The 21,957-nt window shown below is 40.6% G+C and carries 28 protein-coding genes; 13 read left to right on the top strand and 15 right to left on the bottom strand.

From position 1 onward, the window contains the following. Positions 1-106 precede the first annotated feature (106 nt). Both PDL71_RS02525 and PDL71_RS02520 read right to left on the bottom strand, forming a co-directional pair. Positions 107-922, bottom strand: a complete 816-nt coding sequence (locus PDL71_RS02525) for an SDR family oxidoreductase (protein ID WP_407524862.1) — start codon at positions 920-922, stop codon at positions 107-109. 77 nt (positions 923-999) lie between these two features. Continuing rightward, positions 1,000-1,416 (bottom strand): OsmC family protein, encoded by a 417-nt coding sequence (locus PDL71_RS02520; protein ID WP_407524859.1) that lies wholly within the window; start codon positions 1,414-1,416, stop codon positions 1,000-1,002. Positions 1,417-1,470: 54 nt separating this feature from the next. Here PDL71_RS02520 and PDL71_RS02515 point away from each other — a divergent pair, with 54 nt between their 5' ends. Next, positions 1,471-2,112, top strand: coding sequence for a M23 family metallopeptidase (locus PDL71_RS02515; RefSeq protein WP_407524856.1), 642 nt, complete (start codon positions 1,471-1,473; stop codon positions 2,110-2,112). Continuing rightward, entirely contained in the window at positions 2,109-2,735 is a 627-nt protein-coding gene (pnuC, locus tag PDL71_RS02510) for a nicotinamide riboside transporter PnuC (protein WP_407524853.1), read from the top strand. The genes PDL71_RS02515 and pnuC overlap by 4 nt, the downstream gene beginning before the upstream one ends. A 37-nt stretch (positions 2,736-2,772) precedes the next feature. Here the strand turns inward: pnuC and PDL71_RS02505 are convergent, their stop codons facing one another. From PDL71_RS02505 to PDL71_RS02490, 4 genes are all read right to left on the bottom strand, one after another. Then, entirely contained in the window at positions 2,773-3,159 is a 387-nt protein-coding gene (locus PDL71_RS02505; protein WP_407524850.1) for an Hsp20/alpha crystallin family protein, read from the bottom strand. A gap of 146 nt (positions 3,160-3,305) precedes the next feature. Then, entirely contained in the window at positions 3,306-3,623 is a 318-nt protein-coding gene (locus PDL71_RS02500; RefSeq protein ID WP_407524848.1) for a hypothetical protein, read from the bottom strand. Between the two features lie 11 nt (positions 3,624-3,634). Beyond that, positions 3,635-4,216: an RNA polymerase sigma factor gene (locus PDL71_RS02495; protein ID WP_407524845.1), complete on the bottom strand. Its 582-nt coding sequence runs from the start codon at positions 4,214-4,216 to the stop codon at positions 3,635-3,637. Positions 4,217-4,260: 44 nt separating this feature from the next. Then, the gene (locus tag PDL71_RS02490) at positions 4,261-6,267 is read right to left on the bottom strand and encodes an LTA synthase family protein (protein ID WP_407524842.1); all 2,007 of its coding nucleotides are present in this window, start codon (positions 6,265-6,267) and stop codon (positions 4,261-4,263) included. Positions 6,268-6,387: 120 nt separating this feature from the next. Between PDL71_RS02490 and PDL71_RS02485 the strand changes: the two genes are divergently transcribed. Further along, on the top strand, positions 6,388-6,975 hold the full coding sequence (locus PDL71_RS02485; RefSeq protein WP_407524839.1) for an AAA family ATPase: 588 nt from the start codon (positions 6,388-6,390) through the stop codon (positions 6,973-6,975). A 17-nt stretch (positions 6,976-6,992) separates the two neighbouring features. Here PDL71_RS02485 and mtgA read toward each other — a convergent pair whose 3' ends face one another. From mtgA to PDL71_RS02470, 3 genes are read right to left on the bottom strand one after another with little or no spacing between them, the layout of a single operon-like run. Continuing rightward, positions 6,993-7,727, bottom strand: a complete 735-nt coding sequence (mtgA, locus tag PDL71_RS02480) for a monofunctional biosynthetic peptidoglycan transglycosylase (protein WP_407524837.1) — start codon at positions 7,725-7,727, stop codon at positions 6,993-6,995. Positions 7,728-7,749: 22 nt separating this feature from the next. Then, positions 7,750-8,265, bottom strand: coding sequence for a hypothetical protein (locus PDL71_RS02475; RefSeq protein ID WP_407524834.1), 516 nt, complete (start codon positions 8,263-8,265; stop codon positions 7,750-7,752). A 47-nt stretch (positions 8,266-8,312) separates the two neighbouring features. Then, a complete protein-coding gene (locus PDL71_RS02470) occupies positions 8,313-8,942 on the bottom strand; it encodes a LysE family translocator (protein WP_407524831.1) in 630 nt (209 codons plus the stop codon). A 63-nt stretch (positions 8,943-9,005) separates the two neighbouring features. Between PDL71_RS02470 and PDL71_RS02465 the strand changes: the two genes are divergently transcribed. Both PDL71_RS02465 and PDL71_RS02460 read left to right on the top strand, forming a co-directional pair. Further along, on the top strand, positions 9,006-9,578 hold the full coding sequence (locus PDL71_RS02465; protein WP_407524828.1) for a GNAT family N-acetyltransferase: 573 nt from the start codon (positions 9,006-9,008) through the stop codon (positions 9,576-9,578). A gap of 71 nt (positions 9,579-9,649) precedes the next feature. Further along, the gene (locus PDL71_RS02460; protein ID WP_407524825.1) at positions 9,650-10,771 is read left to right on the top strand and encodes a BamA/TamA family outer membrane protein; all 1,122 of its coding nucleotides are present in this window, start codon (positions 9,650-9,652) and stop codon (positions 10,769-10,771) included. 2 nt (positions 10,772-10,773) lie between these two features. On the opposite strand, the gene PDL71_RS02455 is transcribed toward PDL71_RS02460, so the two are convergent. From PDL71_RS02455 to PDL71_RS02445, 3 genes are all read right to left on the bottom strand, one after another. Beyond that, on the bottom strand, positions 10,774-12,306 hold the full coding sequence (locus PDL71_RS02455; RefSeq protein ID WP_407524822.1) for a GH3 auxin-responsive promoter family protein: 1,533 nt from the start codon (positions 12,304-12,306) through the stop codon (positions 10,774-10,776). Between the two features lie 75 nt (positions 12,307-12,381). Next, the gene (locus PDL71_RS02450; RefSeq protein ID WP_407524820.1) at positions 12,382-13,560 is read right to left on the bottom strand and encodes a glycosyltransferase family 2 protein; all 1,179 of its coding nucleotides are present in this window, start codon (positions 13,558-13,560) and stop codon (positions 12,382-12,384) included. Between the two features lie 271 nt (positions 13,561-13,831). Next, positions 13,832-14,071, bottom strand: coding sequence for a helix-turn-helix domain-containing protein (locus PDL71_RS02445; protein WP_407524817.1), 240 nt, complete (start codon positions 14,069-14,071; stop codon positions 13,832-13,834). A gap of 118 nt (positions 14,072-14,189) precedes the next feature. On the opposite strand from PDL71_RS02445, the gene PDL71_RS02440 reads away from it, so the two are divergent. The 8 genes from PDL71_RS02440 to PDL71_RS02405 all read left to right on the top strand — a co-directional run bounded on the left by PDL71_RS02440 (position 14,190) and on the right by PDL71_RS02405 (position 19,672). Beyond that, complete coding sequence (locus PDL71_RS02440; protein ID WP_407524815.1) at positions 14,190-14,534, top strand: hypothetical protein; 345 nt, start codon at positions 14,190-14,192, stop codon at positions 14,532-14,534. An 11-nt stretch (positions 14,535-14,545) separates the two neighbouring features. Next, positions 14,546-15,064 carry a hypothetical protein gene (locus PDL71_RS02435; RefSeq protein WP_407524812.1) on the top strand — a complete coding sequence of 173 codons (519 nt, stop codon included), beginning with the start codon at positions 14,546-14,548 and terminating at the stop codon, positions 15,062-15,064. Positions 15,065-15,077: 13 nt separating this feature from the next. Beyond that, a complete protein-coding gene (locus tag PDL71_RS02430; protein ID WP_407524809.1) occupies positions 15,078-15,254 on the top strand; it encodes a hypothetical protein in 177 nt (58 codons plus the stop codon). 186 nt (positions 15,255-15,440) lie between these two features. Then, a complete protein-coding gene (locus PDL71_RS02425; RefSeq protein WP_407524806.1) occupies positions 15,441-16,220 on the top strand; it encodes an inositol monophosphatase family protein in 780 nt (259 codons plus the stop codon). A 42-nt stretch (positions 16,221-16,262) separates the two neighbouring features. Then, positions 16,263-16,661: a four helix bundle protein gene (locus PDL71_RS02420; RefSeq protein ID WP_407524804.1), complete on the top strand. Its 399-nt coding sequence runs from the start codon at positions 16,263-16,265 to the stop codon at positions 16,659-16,661. 21 nt (positions 16,662-16,682) lie between these two features. Next, entirely contained in the window at positions 16,683-17,717 is a 1,035-nt protein-coding gene (gene thiL, locus PDL71_RS02415; RefSeq protein WP_407524801.1) for a thiamine-phosphate kinase, read from the top strand. Positions 17,718-17,720: 3 nt separating this feature from the next. After that, on the top strand, positions 17,721-19,241 hold the full coding sequence (locus tag PDL71_RS02410; RefSeq protein ID WP_407524798.1) for a S41 family peptidase: 1,521 nt from the start codon (positions 17,721-17,723) through the stop codon (positions 19,239-19,241). A 107-nt stretch (positions 19,242-19,348) separates the two neighbouring features. Next, entirely contained in the window at positions 19,349-19,672 is a 324-nt protein-coding gene (locus tag PDL71_RS02405) for a hypothetical protein (protein WP_407524795.1), read from the top strand. Here PDL71_RS02405 and PDL71_RS02400 read toward each other — a convergent pair. Genes PDL71_RS02400 through PDL71_RS02390 form a run of 3 tightly spaced genes read right to left on the bottom strand, consistent with a single transcriptional unit; the run spans position 19,669 to position 21,925 of the window. Further along, positions 19,669-20,466, bottom strand: a complete 798-nt coding sequence (locus PDL71_RS02400) for an amidohydrolase (protein ID WP_407524793.1) — start codon at positions 20,464-20,466, stop codon at positions 19,669-19,671. The genes PDL71_RS02405 and PDL71_RS02400 overlap by 4 nt on opposite strands. A 21-nt stretch (positions 20,467-20,487) precedes the next feature. Next, positions 20,488-21,498 carry a lipid A-modifier LpxR family protein gene (locus PDL71_RS02395; RefSeq protein ID WP_407524790.1) on the bottom strand — a complete coding sequence of 337 codons (1,011 nt, stop codon included), beginning with the start codon at positions 21,496-21,498 and terminating at the stop codon, positions 20,488-20,490. Then, the gene (locus PDL71_RS02390; protein ID WP_407524787.1) at positions 21,455-21,925 is read right to left on the bottom strand and encodes a regulatory protein RecX; all 471 of its coding nucleotides are present in this window, start codon (positions 21,923-21,925) and stop codon (positions 21,455-21,457) included. Before PDL71_RS02390 ends, PDL71_RS02395 begins: the two co-directional genes overlap by 44 nt. Between the last annotated feature and the right edge of the window lie 32 nt (positions 21,926-21,957).

Raw genomic sequence — 21,957 nt, 5'->3', positions numbered from 1 at the left:
AATTTTACAAGTTTTACCTGCTGCCCGTTCAGCTCACCTGCTATTTTGGGCGACCAATGTTCTGTGAACATTGAAAATTTTTCGGCGAGATTTACTTTTTGCATACTCAATTTGTTTTACCTCTGAAGGCATCCATGCTTTTATGAAAACCAAAAATCTTTCCTGTTAAAAAATCCATCCATCGTTGAGGTAAAAGGCCTTTGATGAATGGAACACTGTAAACAATCCATGGCATGCGTACATAAATTTTATTCTTCTTTACCCCGTTGATGATGGCTTTTGCTGCTACCTGCGGTCGCACCAGCGGTACCAATGGCGAACGCACCCCTTCAAACATACCTGTGCTGATGTACGATGGTGTAACGGTGGTAACATGAAGGTCTTTTGAAATTTGTTCCAGCTCCAGTCGCATGCTTTCGCCCCAGCCGATTACTGCATGTTTGGATGCACAATACACAGATAGTTTGGGGTTGGGCATCAAACCGGCTGCTGATGCAATGTTTACAATATGTCCGCTTTTCTGTGCGATCATACCGGGCAGAAATTCTAACGCTACATGCATGAGTGCGTTGCTGTTAATACGCATGGTGTTTTCAATATCCTCATGTGTAAATTCGTGAAAGTTTTTATTGCCGGTAATAATCCCTGCATTATTGAAAAGAATATCAATGCCTCCCCATTTTTTTTTAATATCATCGGCAGCCATTTTTATTTCATCAACATTCCGCACATCTACATAGTAGGAATGTACTTCATAAGCCCTGGCGGTGAACTCTGCATCCACATCATGCATGTGTTTCCGATTGATATCCCAGATGATCAAACGTTTGGCCCCTTCCTGTAAGCATAATTCACCCATGAGTTTTCCAATGCCTGAAGCGCCTCCTGTAATTAAAACCGTTTTGTTCGTGATTGCACTCATTGTTGTATTTCTGAATTGAAAATAACAAAAAAAGTCCGGCACTATGTACCGGACTTTTACAGTAAGCAGTTCATTTATTATACCAGCGAAGCTTCGCTTGTAATTTGCAAGCCTGCGCCTAATAATTTGGAGATTGGGCAGTTCTGCTCTGCATCTTTTACACACTCCTGGAATTTCGCATTATCAATACCGGGAATACTTGCTTTTAAAATAAGATGTGATTTTTTCAACGTTCCTTCTTCAAATGTAATCTCACATTTTGTTTCTAAAGAAGTGGGTGTAAACCCTGCGGCGCCCAATACAAAGCTCAGCTTCATGGCAAAGCAACCAGCATGCGCTGCGGCTACCAACTCTTCAGGATTAGTGCCCACACCATCTTCAAAACGGGTATTGAATGAATATTGTGTTTGATTTAAAACTGTACTGGCGGTGGTAAGATGTCCTTTGCCCTCTTTACCGCTGCCGTTCCAAACGGCTGTTGCATGACGTATCATAGTTGTTTTGTTTTTTGAAAGAAGAATGTTATTAAGGGCTTAAATTTACAGCATTTGAAACAGAAATTATTTGTTTTCTATAACTGGATTCCTGTAATACTGTTTACACAGCTATTCATTTCTTCCTGCTCCGTAAGCAGCAACCCGCTGCGTACCGAAATCAAAGCATTGCAGAAAGGAACAATAAAAGATGATACCAGCTATGTTTATCAATTACCTTTTGAAGCAGGTAAGAAACGGTTCATTGTACAGGGATACTTTGGAGCATTCTCTCATAAAGAAAGAGCTGCATTGGATTTTAAAATGCCCAAAAGAACAAAAGTATTGGCAGCAAGAGATGGCGTGGTTATTCGCTTGCGGGAAGATGGTGATAAAGGCGGATTGAAAAGTGAATACCGTCAATACGGCAACTTTGTAGTATTGCAACATGCTGATAACAGCAGAAGCGGCTACTGGCATTTGCAAAAAGAGGGCGTGCTGGTAAATGTAGGTGATACAGTGAAACAAGGTGAGCAAATTGCATGGAGCGGCAACACCGGCTATACTGCGTTTCCGCATCTGCATTTTATTGTGTGGACTTTTGCACCCAACGGACAATGGCAGCAGGTGGCTACAAGATTTGAAACACAGAAAGGTGTGCGTTACCTCAAAGCATGGAAATGGTATCGGCCTAAAAAACAATCAACCAAGCGGTGAACGAATTCTTACAACAATTTACAGAAGGCATGAAAGCTACTACAGCATTGGAATACATTGCTGTGTTTGCAGGTATTGCCAGTGTATGGTTCAGCAGGAAAGAAAATATCCTCGTGTATCCTGTTGGCCTGATCAATACCATCATCTATATCTATCTCTCTGCCAAGGGTCATTTGTTTGGCGAGGTGAGTGTAAATTTTTATTATACAGTGATGAGTATTTATGGCTGGTATTTGTGGCTGAAGAAAGATCAAGAACAGCATCCTGTATTGCATATTACTTTTTCTGATGGGAGATGGTGGCGTTATCAATTATTATTCTTTACTTCATTTTATATCACGATTTATTTTTCACTCAGCTATCTCAAACAAAATTTTGCACCCGGTGCTATTCCGTGGGCGGATGCGTTTGCAAGCGCCACTGCCTTCACGGGCATGTGGCTCATGACCAAAAAGAAAGTGGAAAGCTGGTACTGGTGGATTGCTACGAACATCACTTCTATTCCTTTATACTTTGTAAAGCAGTATGTATTTACCAGTGTATATTATTTGATTTTACTGGTGATGGCTGTATTCGGATTGATTACCTGGATGCAGAAAGCCAAAAAAGCAGCAACCACTTAAGGCTGCCGCTTTTGAACATTACTGAATCAAAACCAACTTATGCAACGGTAACCGTTTGCTCTGTCTTTTCTTTTCCGGGAGTAAGTGGCAATGATACCTGTAACACGCCATCAACATACTTAGCTGTGATTGCAGTGGCATCAATGGTTTCATCCATCGTAAACTTTCTGATGAACCCACCACGGCTGTACTCTCTCAGCACCCAATCAAATTTTGGAAACCCTTCCGGCGGTGTGTAGGAAACTGTGAGTTCGTTTCCCTTTACATTCACTGAAAAATTTTCCTTAATGCGTCCGGGTGCAAATACCAGCATTTCATAACTGGTTTCTGTTTTGTAAATACTTACTGCAGCTCTTTGCTGCGAACGGTAAAGCAAATGTTTGCTTCCGTGTGTGCCTTTTGCGGCGTGACTTTGATAATACATTGTCTTTGTTTTTTGTTATGAATAAAAAATGTCTCCTTTTCAACAGCCTTATTGCGGCCTGTAAAAAAGAAGACGATTCAAAAACTGATTTACTTTAAACAGAAACGGGGCATTTGCAATGCCCCGTTTTTTTTGCTGTATCACTTTTAGTCCCTGCTGTAGCCACAGCGTTTTTTCCATTCTTCTTTAAACTTCAAACGTTCTTCTTCACTCATATTCATCCATTTCTGTTTGAAGCCTGCTCCGGCAACACCTCTTTTTTTCCATCCGCCACCGCCCATACTGCCAAACAATATGCGTGTGAGAACGAGCAACCCAACACCCTGCCAGAAACTAAGCACACCTACCTGCAGTGTGGGCACAAGAATGGCATTCCACAACAGCATCACAATCCATCCAAACAACAGCACTGCACCTGCAAATACAAAAGGCGCCACAATCATCCATTTACGAAACTTGCTCATACTTATTTTATTTAATCGTTTAAAAATTCATTGTACAAATCCTCCAGCCGCTTGCGAAGATGCTGTACTGCATAACGTTTACGGGAGATAATGGTTTTGATATTTTCCTGCTCCTGATCAGCAATCTGCTGCAAAGTCATTTCTTCCAGTTCATTCCACACAAAAACATTACGTTGCTTCTCCGGCAGTTCATTAAGGGCATTGGTGAGTTCTTCCCAAAATAACTTGCGCAAACTTTCTGAAGAGGGGTCGTTAAAAGTAGCTAAAAGATAATCCGGCAACTGAAAAGCTCCTTCTTCATCTTCCGTTCCAAAATCTTCCAGTAACTCGTCTTTCTTTTTGCGGGAACGGTCAATGATTTTATTTTTTGCCACACGGTATAACCATCCGCTCACACTTTCCAGGGTTTCAACTTCGCCCCGGTTGCTTAGCTGAAACCACACTTCCTGCAAAATATCTTCTGCATCTTCATCACTGTTCACACGGCTGCGTATGAAACCGAAGAGCCGGGTTCCGTATGCTGATACCGTTTGAATGATTGATTGCTTAGCCATTAACTCCATGCAGCCGTCTTTACAATAGTTGACGGGCATTGGTTGAATTTACTTTAAAGGCAGGAATAAATGGATCGGGTTGCTTATTTATTGCTTCTTTTATTATGCAACAGCATGTAACGGGAGGTTTCCCAGATCGCCTCTGTTAATTCTTTTGCCTGTTTCTTTACCTGTTCCGTTTGTTCGTTTACAGGTACGGTCTCGTCAGAATGGAGGTAGAACAACCGCTCTTTACCATCTGCCATATGCAGTTCGTAGTAATATTGGTTCATTACCAGGCTGGCCTGGTTCGTTTCAGCATTAAAACGAAATGCACTTTGCTTGAATAAAGAAGTGTCTGCAAGATGAACAGGGCTGAGAATATTTCTTCCAAGTGTTGTGTTGTGATAAGCAGTACCTGTTACAGAAGCGATGGTAGGTAAGAGATCCACCTGTGAGCAGACAGCCGTATAAGTTTTCGGTTGCAACAAGCCGGGAGCATAAAACAAGAGCGGAACATGCTCTCTTGTTAAATCACCCTCCATCCATGTTTTGTTAAATGGCGGACCCGGTCTGCCCAATATTCCATGATCGCCAATAAAAACAAACAGTGTATTCTTAAAATATTTTTCCCTGGAGGCAGTTTCCATGAACTTCTGAATACAGAAATCACTGTAACGGAAAGCATTCAATTCATCATTGTTATCAAAGCCATTATTGCGCAGGCTATCTGCAGGGTATTCTACTTTTTTAAACTCGTCCATGTCTTCCTCAGGAATAGTGTAGGGGCGATGATTACCGGCTGTTTGAATAACGGCAAAAAAAGGAGCCGTTTGCTTTTTTAAAACTTCATGACTTTCAAGAAAAAGGTTTTTATCACTGATGCCCCATACATCCACACGTGGCGAAGCAAAACTTCCTTCTTCATACAATTGCAATCCTTCAATATTATTCACCAATAAGCCACGGATATTCGCCCAACTGGTGCTGCCACCCAGGAAATAAAATTTCTCATACCCCTTAAAATCATTGATGATGGTATGCTGGTTCACCATGGCCATATTACGGCTGGCTGTTTTGGAAGTAGTAACATCAGGAATACCGGTGATAGAAGCCCAAACTCCTTTTGCCGTTCCATAGGCAGGTGTAAAACACTGACTGAAAAATGCACCTTCCTTGCAAAGCTGTTGAAAATAGGGTGTGGTGTTTAACGGATTTCCCCACATAGAACTTTTATACGCACTGAAGCTTTCGCAAATCACCAGTACCACATTCATTTTACGCTGAGCCAGTGAATCAACACCAGGTACATAACGATCGTATTGCAAAGGCTGTTTGTTTTGAATACCGAGATACTCAGCTATTAAGGGGTAATAAGTTTTGGTTTTAGCTTCATCAGCACGGGTGCTGTGTCGGAACTTGAGTGTGCTGAAAAAACTCTGAAAAGGGTTGAGCGCTGTATTACTGCTGAAATCATCACCCAAGGTAAAAGCATCGCTCCAGCGCAAAGGGTATTGCCCGATCTTTCCGAAAATACCAAGACCCAACAAGAGGAATACAACAATTGATGAAATGATTTTTGTTACCCTGCCCACCGGTTGAACTTCAGTTGCTGCCCAGCGGTAATAACGGCGAACCAGCCACATCATTCCATAAACTGCAATAACTAACAATAAAACGATACGTACTACGGGATAGGTTTGCCATACCATTCTTGCAGATATAGCAGCATCTTCTGTGTAGTTAATAACAGAGGCATTGAGCCGCTGGGTGAGGTAAGCATAGTGTGCAAAATCACCGCCATAAAAAATACAAAACACCAATGTAACCAGGGCCATAAACCCGAGCCAGAACTTTTTAGCAGCAGTGTGTTTAAACGGATTGAAAAAGGGGATAGATGCCAACAGCCAGATAAGAAGAGTAACGATACAGGTAACACGCAGATCAAACCGAAGACCCAGCCAGAAGGCAGGCAGACTTTGTTTCCATGAAAAAGAAACGGGGTGAAAACGAAAAGTAAACACCAGTCGTAAAATGCTCATAAGCACCAGCAATGTAACACCATTCAACAACGCCCAGCGTAGTACTCTTGTATGCAGTATCCTTTTCATGAATTAACGAAATTAGAACATTCTGTCAAACAGAAAGGATGAATGGAAACTTTAAGTAAAAACAGATTTCTATTTTTACACCGCCGCTGCATTTGACAGTATTTCTATAAGAGCTAATTCATGAGTATTAAAAAAATTGTGATTGTAGGACCTGAATCCACGGGAAAAACCACGCTTTGCCGGCAGCTGGCAACACATTATCATTCCTTATACTGTCCGGAATATGCAAGGGAATATTTGCTTACTCATGGTAAGAGTTATGAATACGACGATTTATTAACCATTGCTAAAGCACAACTGCAGCAGGAAGATACATGTATTCAACAGCTACTGGGAATTTCAGCAAACAGAACTGCTGCAAAAAGCATCCACCCGTATTTATTTATTGATACTGATATGTACGTGATGAAAGTGTGGTGTGAGTTTGTATTTGATCAATGTCATAAATGGATACTGGATCAGATTACAGAACGGAGATATGATCTTTACCTGCTTTGCAAGCCTGATTTGCCTTGGGTGAAAGATGAACTGCGGGAGTATCCTGATCTTGAAAGACGATTGAAACTCTATCATTATTACAAAGACCTGCTCGTACACCAGGCAACACCGTGGGCAGAAATAAGCGGAAATTATGAAGAGCGATTGCAACAGGCAATAGCAGCTACTGATGCGCTGTACAGAGGAAGAATGGCAGAGCAGGAGATGTGAGAACAACCAGCTCTTTCTTATTTGCTTTTGAATGATTTCTGTGCAGGATAGATTAACCTTTGTACATCCGCATCTCCTTCCAGGTTATTCATTTGCCGGAGCACCCATCCGCTACGTGCAGATACATACCTGCTCAACGGTTTTACTGTATATTTTTTTGGGTTGGGTAAGCAGGCTGCAATCTGTGCTGCTTCGTTTTTATTTAACAAGCGAGCCGGTTTTTTAAAATAGGTTCGTGCGGCTGCTTCAATGCCATAAACACCACGCCCCATTTCAATTACATTCAGATATACTTCTAATATCCGCTCCTTTCCCCAGATCCATTCAATCATTTGTGTAAAGTATAATTCCAGTCCTTTACGAAACCAGCTGCGGCCCTGCCAGAGGAAAACATTCTTGGCCGTTTGCTGGCTGATTGTGGAAGCACCCCGTACACGGTTAGGTTTTCGTTTGTTATAGTCCATTGCTTTTTCAATACTCTTCCAGTCAAAACCATTATGATCCGGAAAGAGTTGATCTTCGGCAGCCATAACTGATAGTTTAGCAGCAGCACTCATATCATTTACATCTACATAATCTCTTTTCAAACCATCACCCTGCAGCAGACTTACGAGTTGAGTGATTGTTACAGGCGGGTTTACCCATTTCAAAGCAATAATATAAACGAGCTGTAATACAAATAACCAAAGCAGCAAACGTTTTACAAAACGAAAGAACCGTACAAAAAAAGAAGAAGATTGTTTAGAGGCCATGGCTGCAAGATAAAAGAAACGGTCATTGTTTCCCCGGAAGCTTTTCTGCTTTATATAAATCCAGTGCCAGCAAGGTATAGGTATTGCCAATGACGTACCTGCGGTTGCCATTGAAAATGATCCGCTGAAGATTGTACAGTAACACCGGACCATAAACAAGTGTAGCGCCAAATGCAAGTGAGGAGCCAAAGGGCTGGCCTCCCAATGTAAGAATAGTTGCAAAAAGCGGAATGCCGAGGTTGGCATACAAAAATTCTTCTTTACCCATGGGTATGAGTTTTGCCTTACGCTTAGCATGCTTGTAAACCACGGCTATATCACTCACCTTCATCCCTTCTTCCTGAAAGTAGATACTGTCATTTTGAATAAGGTAGATAGTGCCGGTATACTTCAAACCGGTTTTTGTTTGCAGGGTTATTACAGATCCTTCCTGGTAGCGTTTAATAGCACGGCCATCTTTACGCAATACCAGTTGGTTGAATTGTGCCTTTGAAACAGCAACAGAAAATAAAAAAACCAATAGCAGATAGATTCTCATGTGTTTACAAAGCAACAGCCCGTTTTTTAAAAAGTTTGTTAAGAACCTCACTTACGGTAAAAAATCAATCCTGCAATAAGTAGAATACCAAATACAATCAGGATGAATCCGCTCAGTTGATTGATGCGGTGGATGACTTTAGCAGTAAGCCGGCTGCGGAGTTTACCGGCCAGGAACACTTTAAGCAGATCAGCTGCAAATACAACGCCTAAACAGGTAGCAAACAAAACCAGGCGGTCATCAATAGGCATGGCTGCAAAGGCAGTAGCCCATGTAAACCAGAAAGCGATTACACCCGGATTGAGTGTGTTCATGAAATAACCGGCAAAATAGATTTTGACGTAGTCAGATGTTTTGAGATGATGATGTGGCGAAATACCATCATCAGCCAGTTTTATTTTTTTAAAGAAAAGAAAATAAACTCCGATGATGATGAGCAGCACCGAGCCTCCCATGCCAATGATACGTTCAAACTTTAATAAACGGTTGAACAGTTCTGTAAACACATTGCTGATGAGGACCAGGGTAATATCGCTGGAAGCAACGCCGAAAATAAAACTTAAGCCACCTTTATGGCCGTTATTAATACTCTGCTTGATGATAGAAAAAATAACAGGACCCACCGATATGGCGAGCAGTAAACCCAATGCCAGGCCTTTTACAATTGCTTCCTGCATGCTGTAAAATAAATCAATACCATCATACTTAAAAAAGAAAACTAAATTTGAGTAACTTACAAGATGCTTGTTACAAAAACAGTAGAAACAGATGAAGAACTGATGCAGATACTGGAACTGCAGCAATTATACCTGGCCGGTCATACCAGTTGGCAGGAGGAGCAGGAACAGGGATTTGTAACGGTTGAACACAACTTAGAAAAATTAAAAATTCTGCATGCTTTATCTCCTTCAGTAATTGTAAAAGATGATAGCCGTGTAATTGCTTATGCATTGGTACTGATGCCGGAGGCAGGAGGCATTTTCCCGGAATTGGTTTCCTTATTTCAGATGCTGCAGCAGTTAAACTACCACGGTCAACCACTTTATACGCATCGCTTTTATGTAATGGGGCAGATATGTATTCATAAAAATTACCGGGGCAGAGGTGTATTTGAGCTGTTGTACCAAAAGCACAAAGAGCTACTGCAGGCACAATATGATTTTGTAGTTACCTCTGTAGCCACCCGCAACACCCGAAGCATAAGGGCGCATGAAAAAACCGGGTTTAAAACCATTCATCATTTTATGGATGATCATGAAGATTGGCTGGTGATTTTGTGGGACTGGAATGAACCGGATGCCGATGCCCCTTAGCTCTTTTGTACATGGCTCAACCAAATGCCCAATTTTTTGTTATATGGCTTATTAACTGATTGAACTTATAAATGATTCTCTTTCGCTCTTTCATCCTGTTGTCTGTTGTTTGCTTTATTCATCTTCCTGTTGAAGCACAAAAGAAAAGTTTCTTTAAGAAACTCAATTTAGACACGCTTACCAATCGTAATCTCCGTTTTCTTCCTTTGCCCAGTGTTACAATCACTCCTGAAACAGGATTGAAGGCCGGGGTATTTGTGGATTATTTCTACAGAACAAAAAGTGACAGCGGCAAAACAGTCCGCCCCAGTTTAAGTTGGGTACAGGCTTTGTACAGCACCCGTAACCAGTTTACGGCAGAAGCCTACACTTCTACTTATACATCCAATGAACAGTTTTATATTTTCTTCCGTGGAGGGTTCATCAGTAACTATGAGCGCTTCTGGGGTTTTACAAAACCATCTGTAACCAATGATCAATATGCGGAAGTAACTTATAACAGAGTGTATGCACAGGCTAAACTGCAGCGCAACCTGGGTAATAAATATTTTGCAGGAGTTTCATTTTACTTCAGCGATTATTCAAGAAATAAATTCCAGGAAAAAGAAGGTATTACAGCCGTACCGCCTGCGGGTAATAACAATTCAAGAATTACAGGAGCCGGTTTATCATTTACGGCAGATAAGAGAGATAACCAGTTCAGCCCCACCAAAGGTTTTTTTGCTGATGCTACCGTTATAGCTAACTATGATTTGCAGAACAAACAATATGCTTACACACTCATCACCACTGATCTGAGAAAGTATAACGAAACAGGCCGTCATATTTTTGCACACCAGCTCTATACTTCTTTAGCTACGGATGAAATGCCCTTGTTTGAAAAAGCAAGAATAGGTGGCTCCAATATGATGCGTGGATTTTTCCAGGGCCGCTTTCGTGATAATACATTCTGGACGTTACAGACAGAGTACCGCTACCGGCTCAACCGTTTTTTAAAAATCGCTGTGTTTGCTGCGGCAGGTAATACCGCCCCATCTATTGATCGTTTATTGGCACAACAGGTGCAGGTAAGTGGCGGCACCGGCTTAAGAGTACTTATCAACAAAGAGAAAAAGATTTATTTCAGGGGAGATATTGCAGTAACTGCCAACGGTATGCTGGGTTATTATTTCAGGATCGGGGATGCGTTTTAAAATCAGGATGTTGCTTTTTGTAAACTCAGAAACTGTTTCCAGTCCTCCAGCATCTTACCTTTTAATACTCTCGGAAATTTATGTTGACCCCCGATCTTTCCTTTACTTTCCATAAACTTCATAAAACAATCCTCACTTAAAATATCCAGGTACACATCACGAAGAGCACTGCCACGCTCCACTGCATAATCATCATTAATTTCTTTGAGTGCATTATCAATCCTGGTGCGTAGTGTTTCCGCATTTACACGGTCATCACAAACCACATACCAATGATGAGCAAAGAAAGTTCCATGGGGCTCACCTACCACCGTGTATTCAGGAATCGAAATATTCAACTCATCACTTACTATTTGTATGGCTTTGTTCATATTGTCTACACTCAAATGCTCGCCCACAAGAGATAAGAAATGTTTGGTGCGACCGGTGATGACAATTTCACAATGTTCCTTATCGGTAAATTTTACCGTATCGCCAATGAGGTAACGCCATGTGCCGGCGCTGGTGCTTATAAGGAGTGCATATTCTTTACCTTCTTCTACTTCATGAATCATGAGTGCTTCCGCATCAGCTTTGATATTTCCATCGGCATCAAAATTTTTATCTTCAAAAGGAACAAATTCTAAAAAGATGTGTTCGTTGGTAACCAGCTTCATGCCTTCAGCATCCTGCCGGCTCTGGTAAGCAATAAATCCTTCGCTGGCCAGGTAGGTTTCAATATAAATCAACGGCTTTCCGATGAGTTTTTCAAAACCATGTTTATATGGTTCAAACGAAACACCACCGTGTACAAAGAAGGCAAGATTGGGCCAGATGTCGTGAATACTTTTAAGCTTGTAGCGCTCAATAATCATTTCCATGCACATCTGTATCCATGCAGGCACGCCCACCACAAAACCAATATCCCAGTTAGGCGCCTGTTCAACAATGTAATCCAGCTTTTTATTCCAGTCTTTTGTTTTGGCAATTTTTTTACCGGGTTTATAAAAGGGCGAAAACCAGAACGGCATTTTCTTAGCGGTAATACCACTGAGATCACCGGCATAATAACCCGGACCTTTTTGAAGATCAGTACTTCCGCCCAGCATGAGCCATCCTTTACCTAAGCTGCGTACCGGCAGATTTTCATAAGTGCGCAGGGTAAGCAGGTGTTTAATCATCACCATCCGGTTGCCCTTCATTAAATCCTGTGTAATAGGTATATACTTGCTGGCAGCTTCACTGGTGCCGCTGCTGAGTGCAAAAAATTTAATCTTACCGGGCCAGCAAACATCCGTATGACCTTCGAGTGTTTTATGCCACCACTCGTTATAAATTTTATTGTAATCGTGTATGGGTACCAGTTGCTGAAACCGTTTACCGGGATGACGGCTGTTTAAAATTTCATCAAACTGGTAACGTTGTCCAAACTCTGTTTGCACAGCTTTCTTCAACAGTTTTTTCAACGCCTTTACCTGTTGCCTCTTGGGCGAGTTCACAGGAAGGTTGAGTGCCTTACTGATGCTTTTAGGAAGATGAATATCAAATAGCGGCATTGATGGCAAACTTGATGAAAACAAATGTAATGCAATGCGTTGTATTGAAGAAGATAAAATTGTAAAGACGGTTTCTTACTGCAATTCCATCGTAACACCGCTTTCTTTGTTAGAATAGCTTCCTGCTATGCTTTTACTGTGTTCGCCATGTATGTAGATGTGATACGTTTGCCCGAGCCGTTTTGTTTGCTCAATAATTTGCTGATACGATAACGCTTCGCTATTACACAAGAGAATTGCATCAGCAGTGGGAAGTTTTGAATTAAGATCCTGTACAACTCCTGTACAGGTAAAGCCGGGTATTTTTTTTTGCAGTTGCTCTGCAAGAGGTGCGGGTGCAGCTATTAACAACGTTTCATTCTGCTTTTGTTTGGGAGAAGCTTTCGGCAGAAACCTGCTGAGGCTGCTGATGAAACGACGGACTGCAATACCGGTTGTAAAAATGATTTTGAAGAACCCGTGATAAAACTCATCCGGGTACTTATCTACAAACTGCTGCATGGCTTTATAAAACAGATGCACATAACGGGCGGAGTTTCGTTTTGTACTTTCACCTTTGAAATGAATGATACATACAGTACCCAGATAATAGTTAGCGTATGCAGTACCATTCTTCTTTGTTTTTGAAAGACGGTAACTGAGATCAATATCCTCGCCATACATAAAAAAAGCTTCGTCAAAACCGCCTGTTATATCCAGCACTGTTTTACGCACCATCATAAATGCACCGCTCAAAACATCCACCCGATGTATTTCATCAAGGGAAAGATGCCCCAGGTTGTACCGTGCAAATACCGGTGAATGGGGAAAGAGCGCCGCTATTCCGCTCAGTTTAAAAAAAGCTGCTGCTGCTGAAGGGAACGCTCTTTTGCTCTCCGGAAGAAAAGTGCCGCTGCCATCAATCATTTGCACGCCAACAGATGCGGCATCATACTGCTGCTCAAAAAAAGAAATACATTGGCGAAAGGTATCTTCTGCAACAATTGTATCAGGATTCAGAAATAAAATAAACTCCCCTGTTGCCTGCTGTAATGCAAGATTGTTTGCTTTTGCAAAACCCGGATTTTCAGAGAGCGGGATGAATCGTACCTGCGGAAATTTTGATGACAGGTATTCGTTGCTTCCATCAGTTGATGCATTATCCACCACTATTACTTCAGCCTGTAAATCCCTGATTGCCTTATGTACAGAGCAAAGACATTGCTCCAGGAAATATTTTACATTGTAATTAACGATGATGACAGATAGCTGCATAGAAGCACCAAATCTACATGGTAAAATTTGAAAATTGAAGCTGCATGCCTTCTCTCATCCACCCAAGCAGGCGACTCTACGTTTATAGGTTGATTAAAGAATGATGAATTATCGCCTGTCAGGCGAGCAAGCATTAATGTTAATTGTTAAGTCTCTCCATTTTTTTATTAATTCATCTCTGTTTTTCTTAAGCTCCTCAATATTCTTGAGTTTATCTTCTACAATAAGCTCTAATTCTTTAATTGCATTGTTATAAATCTCTAGCTTTTCATTAAAATTTTTTTTTATTGTAAGTTAATGGCTGGTTTAAAATCAAGGATTTCTGATTTAGAATATCAGTAACCGATATTTTGAGTGCATCAACTATGCTCAAAAGTGTAAAAACACTTAATTGATTGATACCGTTTTCGATTTTACTATAAGCAGATTGATCTAACCCAATCATTTCGGCAAGTTGTTTTTGCGATAGCATTTTGGATTCCCGTATTTTCCGCAGTTTTTCTAAGTACATTGTGTTAGCATTTCATTAACAACATATTCCAAATTGGAATTGTTCGGTATTAGTATTTTTTTTTCTTTCACATGGTCATTGCAATGATTAACACTATTATTTAAAAAAAACTTACACCATGTTACAAAGCAAAAGAAAAAACTTAATCAAGATTTCAAGGGGTATAGTTATGTTAATAGCCTTGAAAATTACATTCTTTGGAGTTGCTGGCTTAATTCAGTCCTGCAAGAAAACAAATAATAATCATAATAACAGTGAAGCCAAAATTAGATTTTATGATGCGATTAATAAGAATAAATCGTTAATAGGTTCTGTTACAGCAAGTCAATTGAACAACCCAAGCTTGACTATCAATAATTCTTCAGAAGCTTTTGCAGATATCACCTCAGAAAATGAGTATCTTGAGGACGTGTATGTGCAGCCTCCCGGAGGGGTGGGTTGGGTGAACTTCCTGGCTCTTTAAGCATTCAACAGATGTCCGATTTAGTTCTTAACTACAATGCTGTGATTCAATACACTCCATCGCCAACAAATCATGGGTTTAATGTGCCTATAAATGAGGTTGTAAGCAGTTTAAATCCATTATTAACAGAAGCCAGAGCTTATCTAAATACAAAAGGCTTCACTAATGAAGAGCTGAATCAAATGGTAATTGATTCTGGTGCGGTGGAGGCTGATTTAATTCCTTTTGCAATGATTTTAGCATCGAATGAACCATCTCCAACTTCTAAGCGCAATAATTATTTTTCACAATTTTTTGGACAATCTGCATACGCAGGGGATGTAACTTGGCATGATTACTTAAGATGCGGATTGGTTGCAATTGGTGTTCAATTTGCGTCAGCTGCAGGGCCTTCAATGACGGGTAGTTGGTCAAAGGCCGCAATGAAACAAGCCTTTGGAGCCATAGCAAAAAGACTTCTTGGTCCTGTTGGGGTGGCTATAGCTGTAGTAAGCTTTGGTGTATGTATTGCAGAAGCTTATTTGGACTAGTAAAATTATACCCATGAAGTTAATGGCTGCTATTATATTCGGTATTGCAATAAGCAATAAAATTTTTTCGATCATAAAAGCATTAAAAGCAAAAGATAGCGGAAGTGCAAAGCTAGAAGCATTAATCCTTGCTCTTATAATAATTGTAGGGTTGATTGTATATTTAGCTATCGAAAGAGTCTGGTTATAATATTTTTAATTACGGTAAAGTCAGTATTAAAATCTAAGATTTTAATACTGACTTTACTCTTTTGTTTAATAATGCCAACATATTAATATTCTAACTTGCTACTAATATAAATGCATATATATGACCAATTGGTCAAATAAGCTGTTGTTATGTTTTACAGTCTGAAATCCGCCGCTATCTTTGCGCATGCTTAAACAAACCCTTATTGAAGCCACACGTGCAGGCGCTGAACAACTCGTTCATTTTTATGATAAAGAATATACCGTTTCCAATAAAGAAGGTGTAAACAACCTGGTTACTGCGGCTGACCATGCATCAGAAGCAGCAATTATTTCCGTTATTCAAAAAAACTTTCCTGATCATTTTATTTTAAGCGAAGAAACCGGGGAATTAAAACAGGACTCTCAGTACAAATGGATTATTGATCCGATTGACGGCACCATTAATTTTTCAAAAGGTATTCCGATCTGCTGTGTGAGTATTGGTATTGAAAAAAACGGCGAAATGATCCTGGGCGCTGTGTACAGTCCGTTTCTGAACGAATTCTTCCTGGCTGAAAGAGGAAAAGGTGCTACACTTAATGATAAACGTATCAATGTAAGTAATCAAACCGAAGTGCTCAGGAGTTGTCTTGTAACCGGGTTTCCTTACACCTATCTTGATATGCCCAATGGTCCGTTAGAAGTATTTGAGCACCTGATCAGAAAAGGTGTACCTGTACGCCGGCTTGGAAGCGCTGCATTAGATTTGTGCTGGGTGGCAGCCGGAAGATTTGACGGTTTTTATGAGCACAAGCTACAGGCCTGGGACAGTGCTGCCGGATTTTTAATGGTAGAAGAAGCAGGTGGTAAAGTAACTGATTTTGAAAACAATCACTACTCACCGTATCAACCACATTTAGTAGCAACAAATGGTAAAATACATGAGGAGTTGGTGGAAGTAATTCATAATCGAAAACAATTGTGAATTGCAGATTTTAGATGTACGATTGCAGATTAACTTTAAGTCATGGATAAAAATGAAATGAAAAAGCGTACAAAGCTGCTGGCGGTTAATACAGTCAAGCTTTGTTTGCAGCTTCCTTTCAATGCAGTAAACAAAGAATATAACAGCCAGGTAATCCGAAGTTCTGCTTCGAGCGGAGCTAACTACAGGGCTGCCTGCAGAGCAAAATCAAAACCTGACTTTATTAATAAGCTAAGAATAGTTGAGGAAGAGCTCGATGAAAGTATGTTTTTTTATGAACTACTTGCAGAGTTTAACCCGGAACTCAAATCTGAGTTGCGAGCACTTTATAAAGAAGCTAATGAATTGCTTTCAATAACAATAACATCAATAAATACATCACTTAAAAATCTAAGTGCTGAAAAAGAAAAGGAGAGATTGAACCGCAATCTGAAATCGTAAATCTAAAATCTGAAATATATTATGAGTGAAGAAAGAACAGAAATCTCCTCTCTCGGAGAGTTTGGACTGATTGAGCAGTTGACGAAAAATATCGAGTTTCAAAATGCATCAACCATACTTGGTGTAGGTGATGATGCAGCAGTGATTGACCATTTCGGCAAGCAAACCGTTATAACAACCGACCTGCTCATGGAAGGTGTGCATTTTGATTTGATGTACACACCACTTAAGCATTTAGGTTATAAAAGTGTGGTGGTGAATGTGAGTGATATTTATGCCATGAATGCCACACCCACACAAATAACAGTGAGTATTGCCATCAGCAATCGCTTTAGTGTGGAAGCGGTGGAAGAATTATATGAAGGTATTTATGCCGCCTGTGAAGAGTATGGTGTGGATTTGATTGGAGGTGATACTACCTCATCTTCCAAAGGATTAGTAATTAGTGTAACAGCCATTGGTGAAGTGGCACCGGATACCTTTGTAAAAAGAAGTGGTGCCCAAGTGAATGATTTGATTTGTGTGAGCGGTTACCTGGGCGGCGCTTATCTTGGATTGTTACTCTTAGAAAGAGAAAAGAAAATATTTTTAGAAACAAAAGGCGTACAGCCTGATTTAGAAAACAGAGCATACATCGTTGGTCGTTTATTAAAACCGGAAGCCCGGAAAGATATCATTGATTTTTTCAGGAATGTACAACTCACACCCACCGCTATGATGGACATCAGTGATGGCCTCAGCAGTGAAGTGCTCCACATCTGCAAACAAAGTGAAGTGGGTGCGGTGTTGTATGAAGATAAAATTCCCATTCATCCTGATGCCAAAGAGTTTGCTTACAAACTGGAGATTGATCCCACCGCCTGTGCATTAAGCGGCGGAGAAGATTACGAACTGGTATTTACCATTTCACAAAATGACTATGAAAAAGTGAAAGAAGTAAACGGCATCAGCGTCATTGGTTATATTGCTGATGCAAAAGAAGGTGCTACCATCATTACAAGAGGTGGCAACAAACATCAACTGGTAGCACAGGGCTGGAATGCGTTTTCAAAATAACAGATGCGAAAAACATCCACTCATAACTTTCAACAGTTCTGCAGTATGCTTTGCCGGCGTTCATTACCCCGGCAGGTGTTGATTTTAATTTTTATTTCAGCATTCAGTTCCTGCGCCGTTACCGGATATTATTCGACTGAAAAAAAATTCAGCCCACAAGAATTAAAAGAGGACGTAAAAGCATTAGAGCAAACATTAAAACGTAATCATCCTTCGCTGGATTGGTACAGCAGTCCAGAAGAGATAGAAGCTTCTTTTGAAAGAGCCTATCATTTAACAGGTGATTCACTCAACGAAAATGCGTTTAAGAATCTTATTGCTGAAACGGTATTCCCCATCCGCTGCGGTCACACCAGTGTACGGCTTTCAGAAAATTATGCCCGTTCTATGCGGGGAAAAGCACCACAGGGTTTCCCTTTGAATTTAAAAATTGCAGATGACAGTACACTTATCATCACCAACAATTTTAACAGAAGAGATTCTGTACTGAAGCCGGGCATAAAGATTCATTCCATTAATAGCCTTTCAGCCCGCCGGGTCATTGATACATTATTTCCCTTGGTTGCTATTGATGGTTATGCCAAAAACTTCAGCTATCAAAATATCAGCAACAGCTTTGCATCCTATTACAACAGCCGTTTTCCCGGCTTAAAAAACTATACAGTTACTTATACTAATGAACGTAATGAAGTACGCACCATAGTAATACCCTCACTGGGCAGCAGCAGGGATACAACAAGACGCCATGTAATAAGTACACCGCCCGCCACCACAACAGAACGCCGGCGAAAAATCAATGCTGTAAGAAGTTTTACAATAGACAGTTCTAAGATTTATGCGTTGCTGCGTATCAACAGCTTTACGAGGTATTTAAAAAAGTCGTATCTCAAAAAAACATTCCGTCATTTGGAGCGGCAGCAGGTAACCAATCTTATTATTGATGTTCGGAATAACGGCGGCGGTCTTATTAAATCCTCCCTACTGCTCACCCGTTTTGTTAAGCAAGAACCTTTTTATTTTACTGACTCTATCTTCAGCAAAACAAGAGTGATCCGTTCATCCGTTAAAGTGAAAAAGAAATTCTTTCATAACATTGGCATGGTACTGCTCAACCGGAAACAAAATGACAGCCTGTTTCGGTTCTCTTTTTTTCAGAAACAGTACGAGCCCAAAACAAATGCATATAAGGGAAATGTAATAGTGCTTACGGGGGGTTATTCTTTTTCAGCCACAACCATGTTTTTGTCCAACATAAAAGGACAGAACAACGTAACACTGCTGGGTGAAGAAACAGGAGGCGGCTATTATGGTAATAACGGAGTCTTCATTCCGGAAATAGTTTTGCCCAACACCAAATTGAGAGTACGGTTACCGCTCTACCGTATTGTAAACAACAGGAATTTTGCAAAAGGCACCGGTGTATTGCCGGATATAGAAGTTAAAGCGACGGCAGAAAGTATAAAACTGAATAAAGATCCTAAGCTGGAGAAAGCAATTGAATTGATAAAGCAGCGCCGGAAGTAAACGCTTTATTATAAATCAAATTTAATTATCAGATAAGTACATGGCAATAAAATTTTGCAAAGTGCAACGCTTTGCAGCAAAGCAAGGTCATGTTTTAAACTTCTTCTATGTTGAGATTATTTGTTGTGCTGACAGTGCTTTGCCTTACAGTTGCTTCCTGTAATAAAGATGAAAAGGCAGAGTGCAGTAATGGATATATCTACTGGGGTGGCAGCCCTGCGGCTGATGGTCTTGGTTGGTATTTTGCAGAAAGCCGCAGCGGTAACTGGAAAGCCAAACAACTGAAAGAAGAAGAATTACCATGGAGCCTGCAACCAACAGCAGACTCAACAGCTGTTTTTATTTGTTTGAAAGAAACTACAGAACGGGCGCCCTGCTTTTGTGCAACACCTTCGTACTACTACAAAATTGTTTCTGTGGAAAAACGTTAGGGCTGAATCATAAATCCATCTCTGTCTTTGAGAAAAGGAAGTTTGTTTCTTACTTCTTCTAACGTTTCTTTAGAAAGTGAAATGGTAAAAACATCTTCTGCTTCTGCTTTTTCATACAATACTTCACCCATCGCATCTACCACCATTGAATTGCCGGAGTGATGAACCTGGTGGCCGTCATCACCCACCCGGTTTACACCAATCACATAAGATTGGTTTTCGATAGCTCTTGCCTGTAATAAAGTACGCCAGGCATGTATTCTCCGTTCCGGCCAGTTAGCTACATAGATCAGGATATCATACTCTGCTTCATTTTCATTTTGGCCGGCAGCTTGTCTTGCCCAAACAGGAAAGCGGAGGTCATAGCAGATTTGCAGATTGATTTTCCAACCGTTTACGGATGCGATGAGGCGTTTGTTTCCTGCAGTGTAATGCTCGTGTTCACCGGCATAGCCAAACAGATGCCGCTTATCATACCAGGCACACTGTCCGTTCGGTAACATCCAGATGAGCCGATTATAAAAATCATCTCCTTCTTTTATCATTACACTCCCCGTAAGTATTATTTTATTTTCAGCGGCTACCCGCCTCATCCAACTCACTGTATCGCCATTCATATCTTCTGCCAGCAATTTCGGTTTCATACTAAATCCCGTGCTGAACATTTCAGGTAATACGGCAATATGAGTTGGTTCCTGCATGGAATTGATTTTTTGTTCCAGCATGGCCAGGTTGGCTTGCTTATCCTCCCAATGCAGATTAGTTTGAACTAATGTAATGGATAAACGACTCATGAAGTATAGTTAAATGATTTTTTAAAAACGAAGTGTTAGTCCAATGCTTCCCCAATGCTCTCCTTTCCACATTGCTTTACCTTCTCTTGTGCGGAAGGTATAATACCAGCGGATGCCTGCCCTGTTACCGTTAAACATAAACCCGGTTTTTGTTTGAAATACGAATGGCTCAAGAGCTGTGGTAAACGGACCTTTATCGCTTCTAAACAAACCGCCTTGTATCGTAGCATTGTAAAGTTGATATTGTATTAAAGGCTCTGCAAAAAAAACAAATTCATGACGGGGTGATGTTTTTACATCCCTGCCGAGGCCCGCATTCCAGTAATGAGAATTTTCTTCTGATAACAGTTTTCCTGTTTTGAGCAAAACACCTGCCGCCACATTAGTAAACGTATTGCCTAAACTTGCTTTGCCCGTGAGGTGCACGGTTGTGTTGTTGTTGTCTTGTTTTGAAATAAGGGAATGATAATACTCTGCCGCCACATTTAATCCTGCTTCATTATTTAACTGGTACTCCCATCCGTACACTTTATACAAACCGATAAGTTTATGCCATCCTTGTTGAACCTGACGTCCTGCTGCAGCAGGACCCATAATACCAGCCGTAACCTGGTATTGCAATATGTGTTGAGATTTGTAAATAAGATTAGCACCATAAGAGGCGGAGAACCATCCTGCAAAAGGCCGGTCCATAATGGCTAATACTTCCGCAGATGAACGCCGGTTGCTTACAGGATTATAAACCTTATGTGCCAGTTCTGCACGGTGAATTTTTTTTAAAGCAGTTTCTTTGTGTTTAACAGCAAGCCGGTTGTATTGAATAATAAAACCATTGGAATAATAACGATCCGTTAATTCCAGGTCGTAATTATCGTTCTCTGTTAAAATCATCAATTCATTGCGGAAAGGCTTCTGGGCTTTTAATGCAATACTTGCGCTGATAAAGCACAGCAGCAATAAAAATTGCTTCATTCCTGCAAAGTACGAATCAATCATCATTTGAAAAGAGTTGCTGAATAAATGCCGCTTCATATCCTTTTTGCAGGAGATAGTCCTGTAGTTTGCGTTTACGGGTGAACTGATTGGTTTCTGAGCGGAGGGTTTTCATCTTTTCATCAAATAATTTACGGAGCGTTTTTTGGTAAGCTTGGTCATCAATCTCCTTTAATGCTTTTTTGATGCAATACTCACTTACTCCTTTTTGCTTGAGTTCGTATTTTATTTTTACCCGGCCCCATTGTTTCATCCGGAATTTACCTCCTGCAAACTGTACTGCAAACCGCTCTTCATTCAAATAGTCTTCATCAATCAATTGTGTGAGCAACTGTTCTACATCCATCTTACGCAAACCAAAGCCGTAGAGTTTTTCTTTCACTTCACTGTGACATCGTTCCTGGTAAGCACAATAGTGTTTTGCTTTTTGCAAAGCCTGCTCTCTCGTAAGTTGCTGACGGTACATACAGGGCGAAAATAAGAAAGTTTAAACCGGTT

It is taken from the genome of Lacibacter sp. MH-610, from assembly GCF_045780045.1.
Classification (GTDB): Bacteria; Bacteroidota; Bacteroidia; order Chitinophagales; family Chitinophagaceae; genus Lacibacter.
This window is presented reverse-complemented; position numbering and strand designations above follow the sequence as displayed.

What these genes read in the sequence shown, in the direction of transcription:
- PDL71_RS02405 (WP_407524795.1), top strand. Translation starts at nt 19,349, where the DNA reads ATGTTGAGATTATTTGTTGTGCTGACAGTGCTTTGCCTTACAGTTGCT.
- thiL (WP_407524801.1), top strand. Translation starts at nt 16,683, where the DNA reads ATGAGTGAAGAAAGAACAGAAATCTCCTCTCTCGGAGAGTTTGGACTG.
- PDL71_RS02430 (WP_407524809.1), top strand. Translation starts at nt 15,078, where the DNA reads ATGAAGTTAATGGCTGCTATTATATTCGGTATTGCAATAAGCAATAAA.
- PDL71_RS02455 (WP_407524822.1), bottom strand. Translation starts at nt 12,306, where the DNA reads ATGCCGCTATTTGATATTCATCTTCCTAAAAGCATCAGTAAGGCACTC.
- PDL71_RS02390 (WP_407524787.1), bottom strand. Translation starts at nt 21,925, where the DNA reads ATGTACCGTCAGCAACTTACGAGAGAGCAGGCTTTGCAAAAAGCAAAA.
- PDL71_RS02395 (WP_407524790.1), bottom strand. Translation starts at nt 21,498, where the DNA reads ATGAAGCGGCATTTATTCAGCAACTCTTTTCAAATGATGATTGATTCG.
- PDL71_RS02505 (WP_407524850.1), bottom strand. Translation starts at nt 3,159, where the DNA reads ATGTATTATCAAAGTCACGCCGCAAAAGGCACACACGGAAGCAAACAT.
- PDL71_RS02470 (WP_407524831.1), bottom strand. Translation starts at nt 8,942, where the DNA reads ATGCAGGAAGCAATTGTAAAAGGCCTGGCATTGGGTTTACTGCTCGCC.
- PDL71_RS02495 (WP_407524845.1), bottom strand. Translation starts at nt 4,216, where the DNA reads ATGCCCGTCAACTATTGTAAAGACGGCTGCATGGAGTTAATGGCTAAG.
- PDL71_RS02490 (WP_407524842.1), bottom strand. Translation starts at nt 6,267, where the DNA reads ATGAAAAGGATACTGCATACAAGAGTACTACGCTGGGCGTTGTTGAAT.
- PDL71_RS02420 (WP_407524804.1), top strand. Translation starts at nt 16,263, where the DNA reads ATGGATAAAAATGAAATGAAAAAGCGTACAAAGCTGCTGGCGGTTAAT.
- PDL71_RS02435 (WP_407524812.1), top strand. Translation starts at nt 14,546, where the DNA reads ATGTCCGATTTAGTTCTTAACTACAATGCTGTGATTCAATACACTCCA.
- PDL71_RS02400 (WP_407524793.1), bottom strand. Translation starts at nt 20,466, where the DNA reads ATGAGTCGTTTATCCATTACATTAGTTCAAACTAATCTGCATTGGGAG.
- PDL71_RS02475 (WP_407524834.1), bottom strand. Translation starts at nt 8,265, where the DNA reads ATGAGAATCTATCTGCTATTGGTTTTTTTATTTTCTGTTGCTGTTTCA.
- PDL71_RS02525 (WP_407524862.1), bottom strand. Translation starts at nt 922, where the DNA reads ATGAGTGCAATCACGAACAAAACGGTTTTAATTACAGGAGGCGCTTCA.
- PDL71_RS02440 (WP_407524815.1), top strand. Translation starts at nt 14,190, where the DNA reads ATGTTACAAAGCAAAAGAAAAAACTTAATCAAGATTTCAAGGGGTATA.
- PDL71_RS02450 (WP_407524820.1), bottom strand. Translation starts at nt 13,560, where the DNA reads ATGCAGCTATCTGTCATCATCGTTAATTACAATGTAAAATATTTCCTG.
- PDL71_RS02460 (WP_407524825.1), top strand. Translation starts at nt 9,650, where the DNA reads ATGATTCTCTTTCGCTCTTTCATCCTGTTGTCTGTTGTTTGCTTTATT.
- PDL71_RS02500 (WP_407524848.1), bottom strand. Translation starts at nt 3,623, where the DNA reads ATGAGCAAGTTTCGTAAATGGATGATTGTGGCGCCTTTTGTATTTGCA.
- PDL71_RS02410 (WP_407524798.1), top strand. Translation starts at nt 17,721, where the DNA reads ATGCGAAAAACATCCACTCATAACTTTCAACAGTTCTGCAGTATGCTT.
- PDL71_RS02465 (WP_407524828.1), top strand. Translation starts at nt 9,006, where the DNA reads ATGCTTGTTACAAAAACAGTAGAAACAGATGAAGAACTGATGCAGATA.
- PDL71_RS02485 (WP_407524839.1), top strand. Translation starts at nt 6,388, where the DNA reads ATGAGTATTAAAAAAATTGTGATTGTAGGACCTGAATCCACGGGAAAA.
- PDL71_RS02520 (WP_407524859.1), bottom strand. Translation starts at nt 1,416, where the DNA reads ATGATACGTCATGCAACAGCCGTTTGGAACGGCAGCGGTAAAGAGGGC.
- PDL71_RS02425 (WP_407524806.1), top strand. Translation starts at nt 15,441, where the DNA reads ATGCTTAAACAAACCCTTATTGAAGCCACACGTGCAGGCGCTGAACAA.
- mtgA (WP_407524837.1), bottom strand. Translation starts at nt 7,727, where the DNA reads ATGGCCTCTAAACAATCTTCTTCTTTTTTTGTACGGTTCTTTCGTTTT.
- PDL71_RS02445 (WP_407524817.1), bottom strand. Translation starts at nt 14,071, where the DNA reads ATGTACTTAGAAAAACTGCGGAAAATACGGGAATCCAAAATGCTATCG.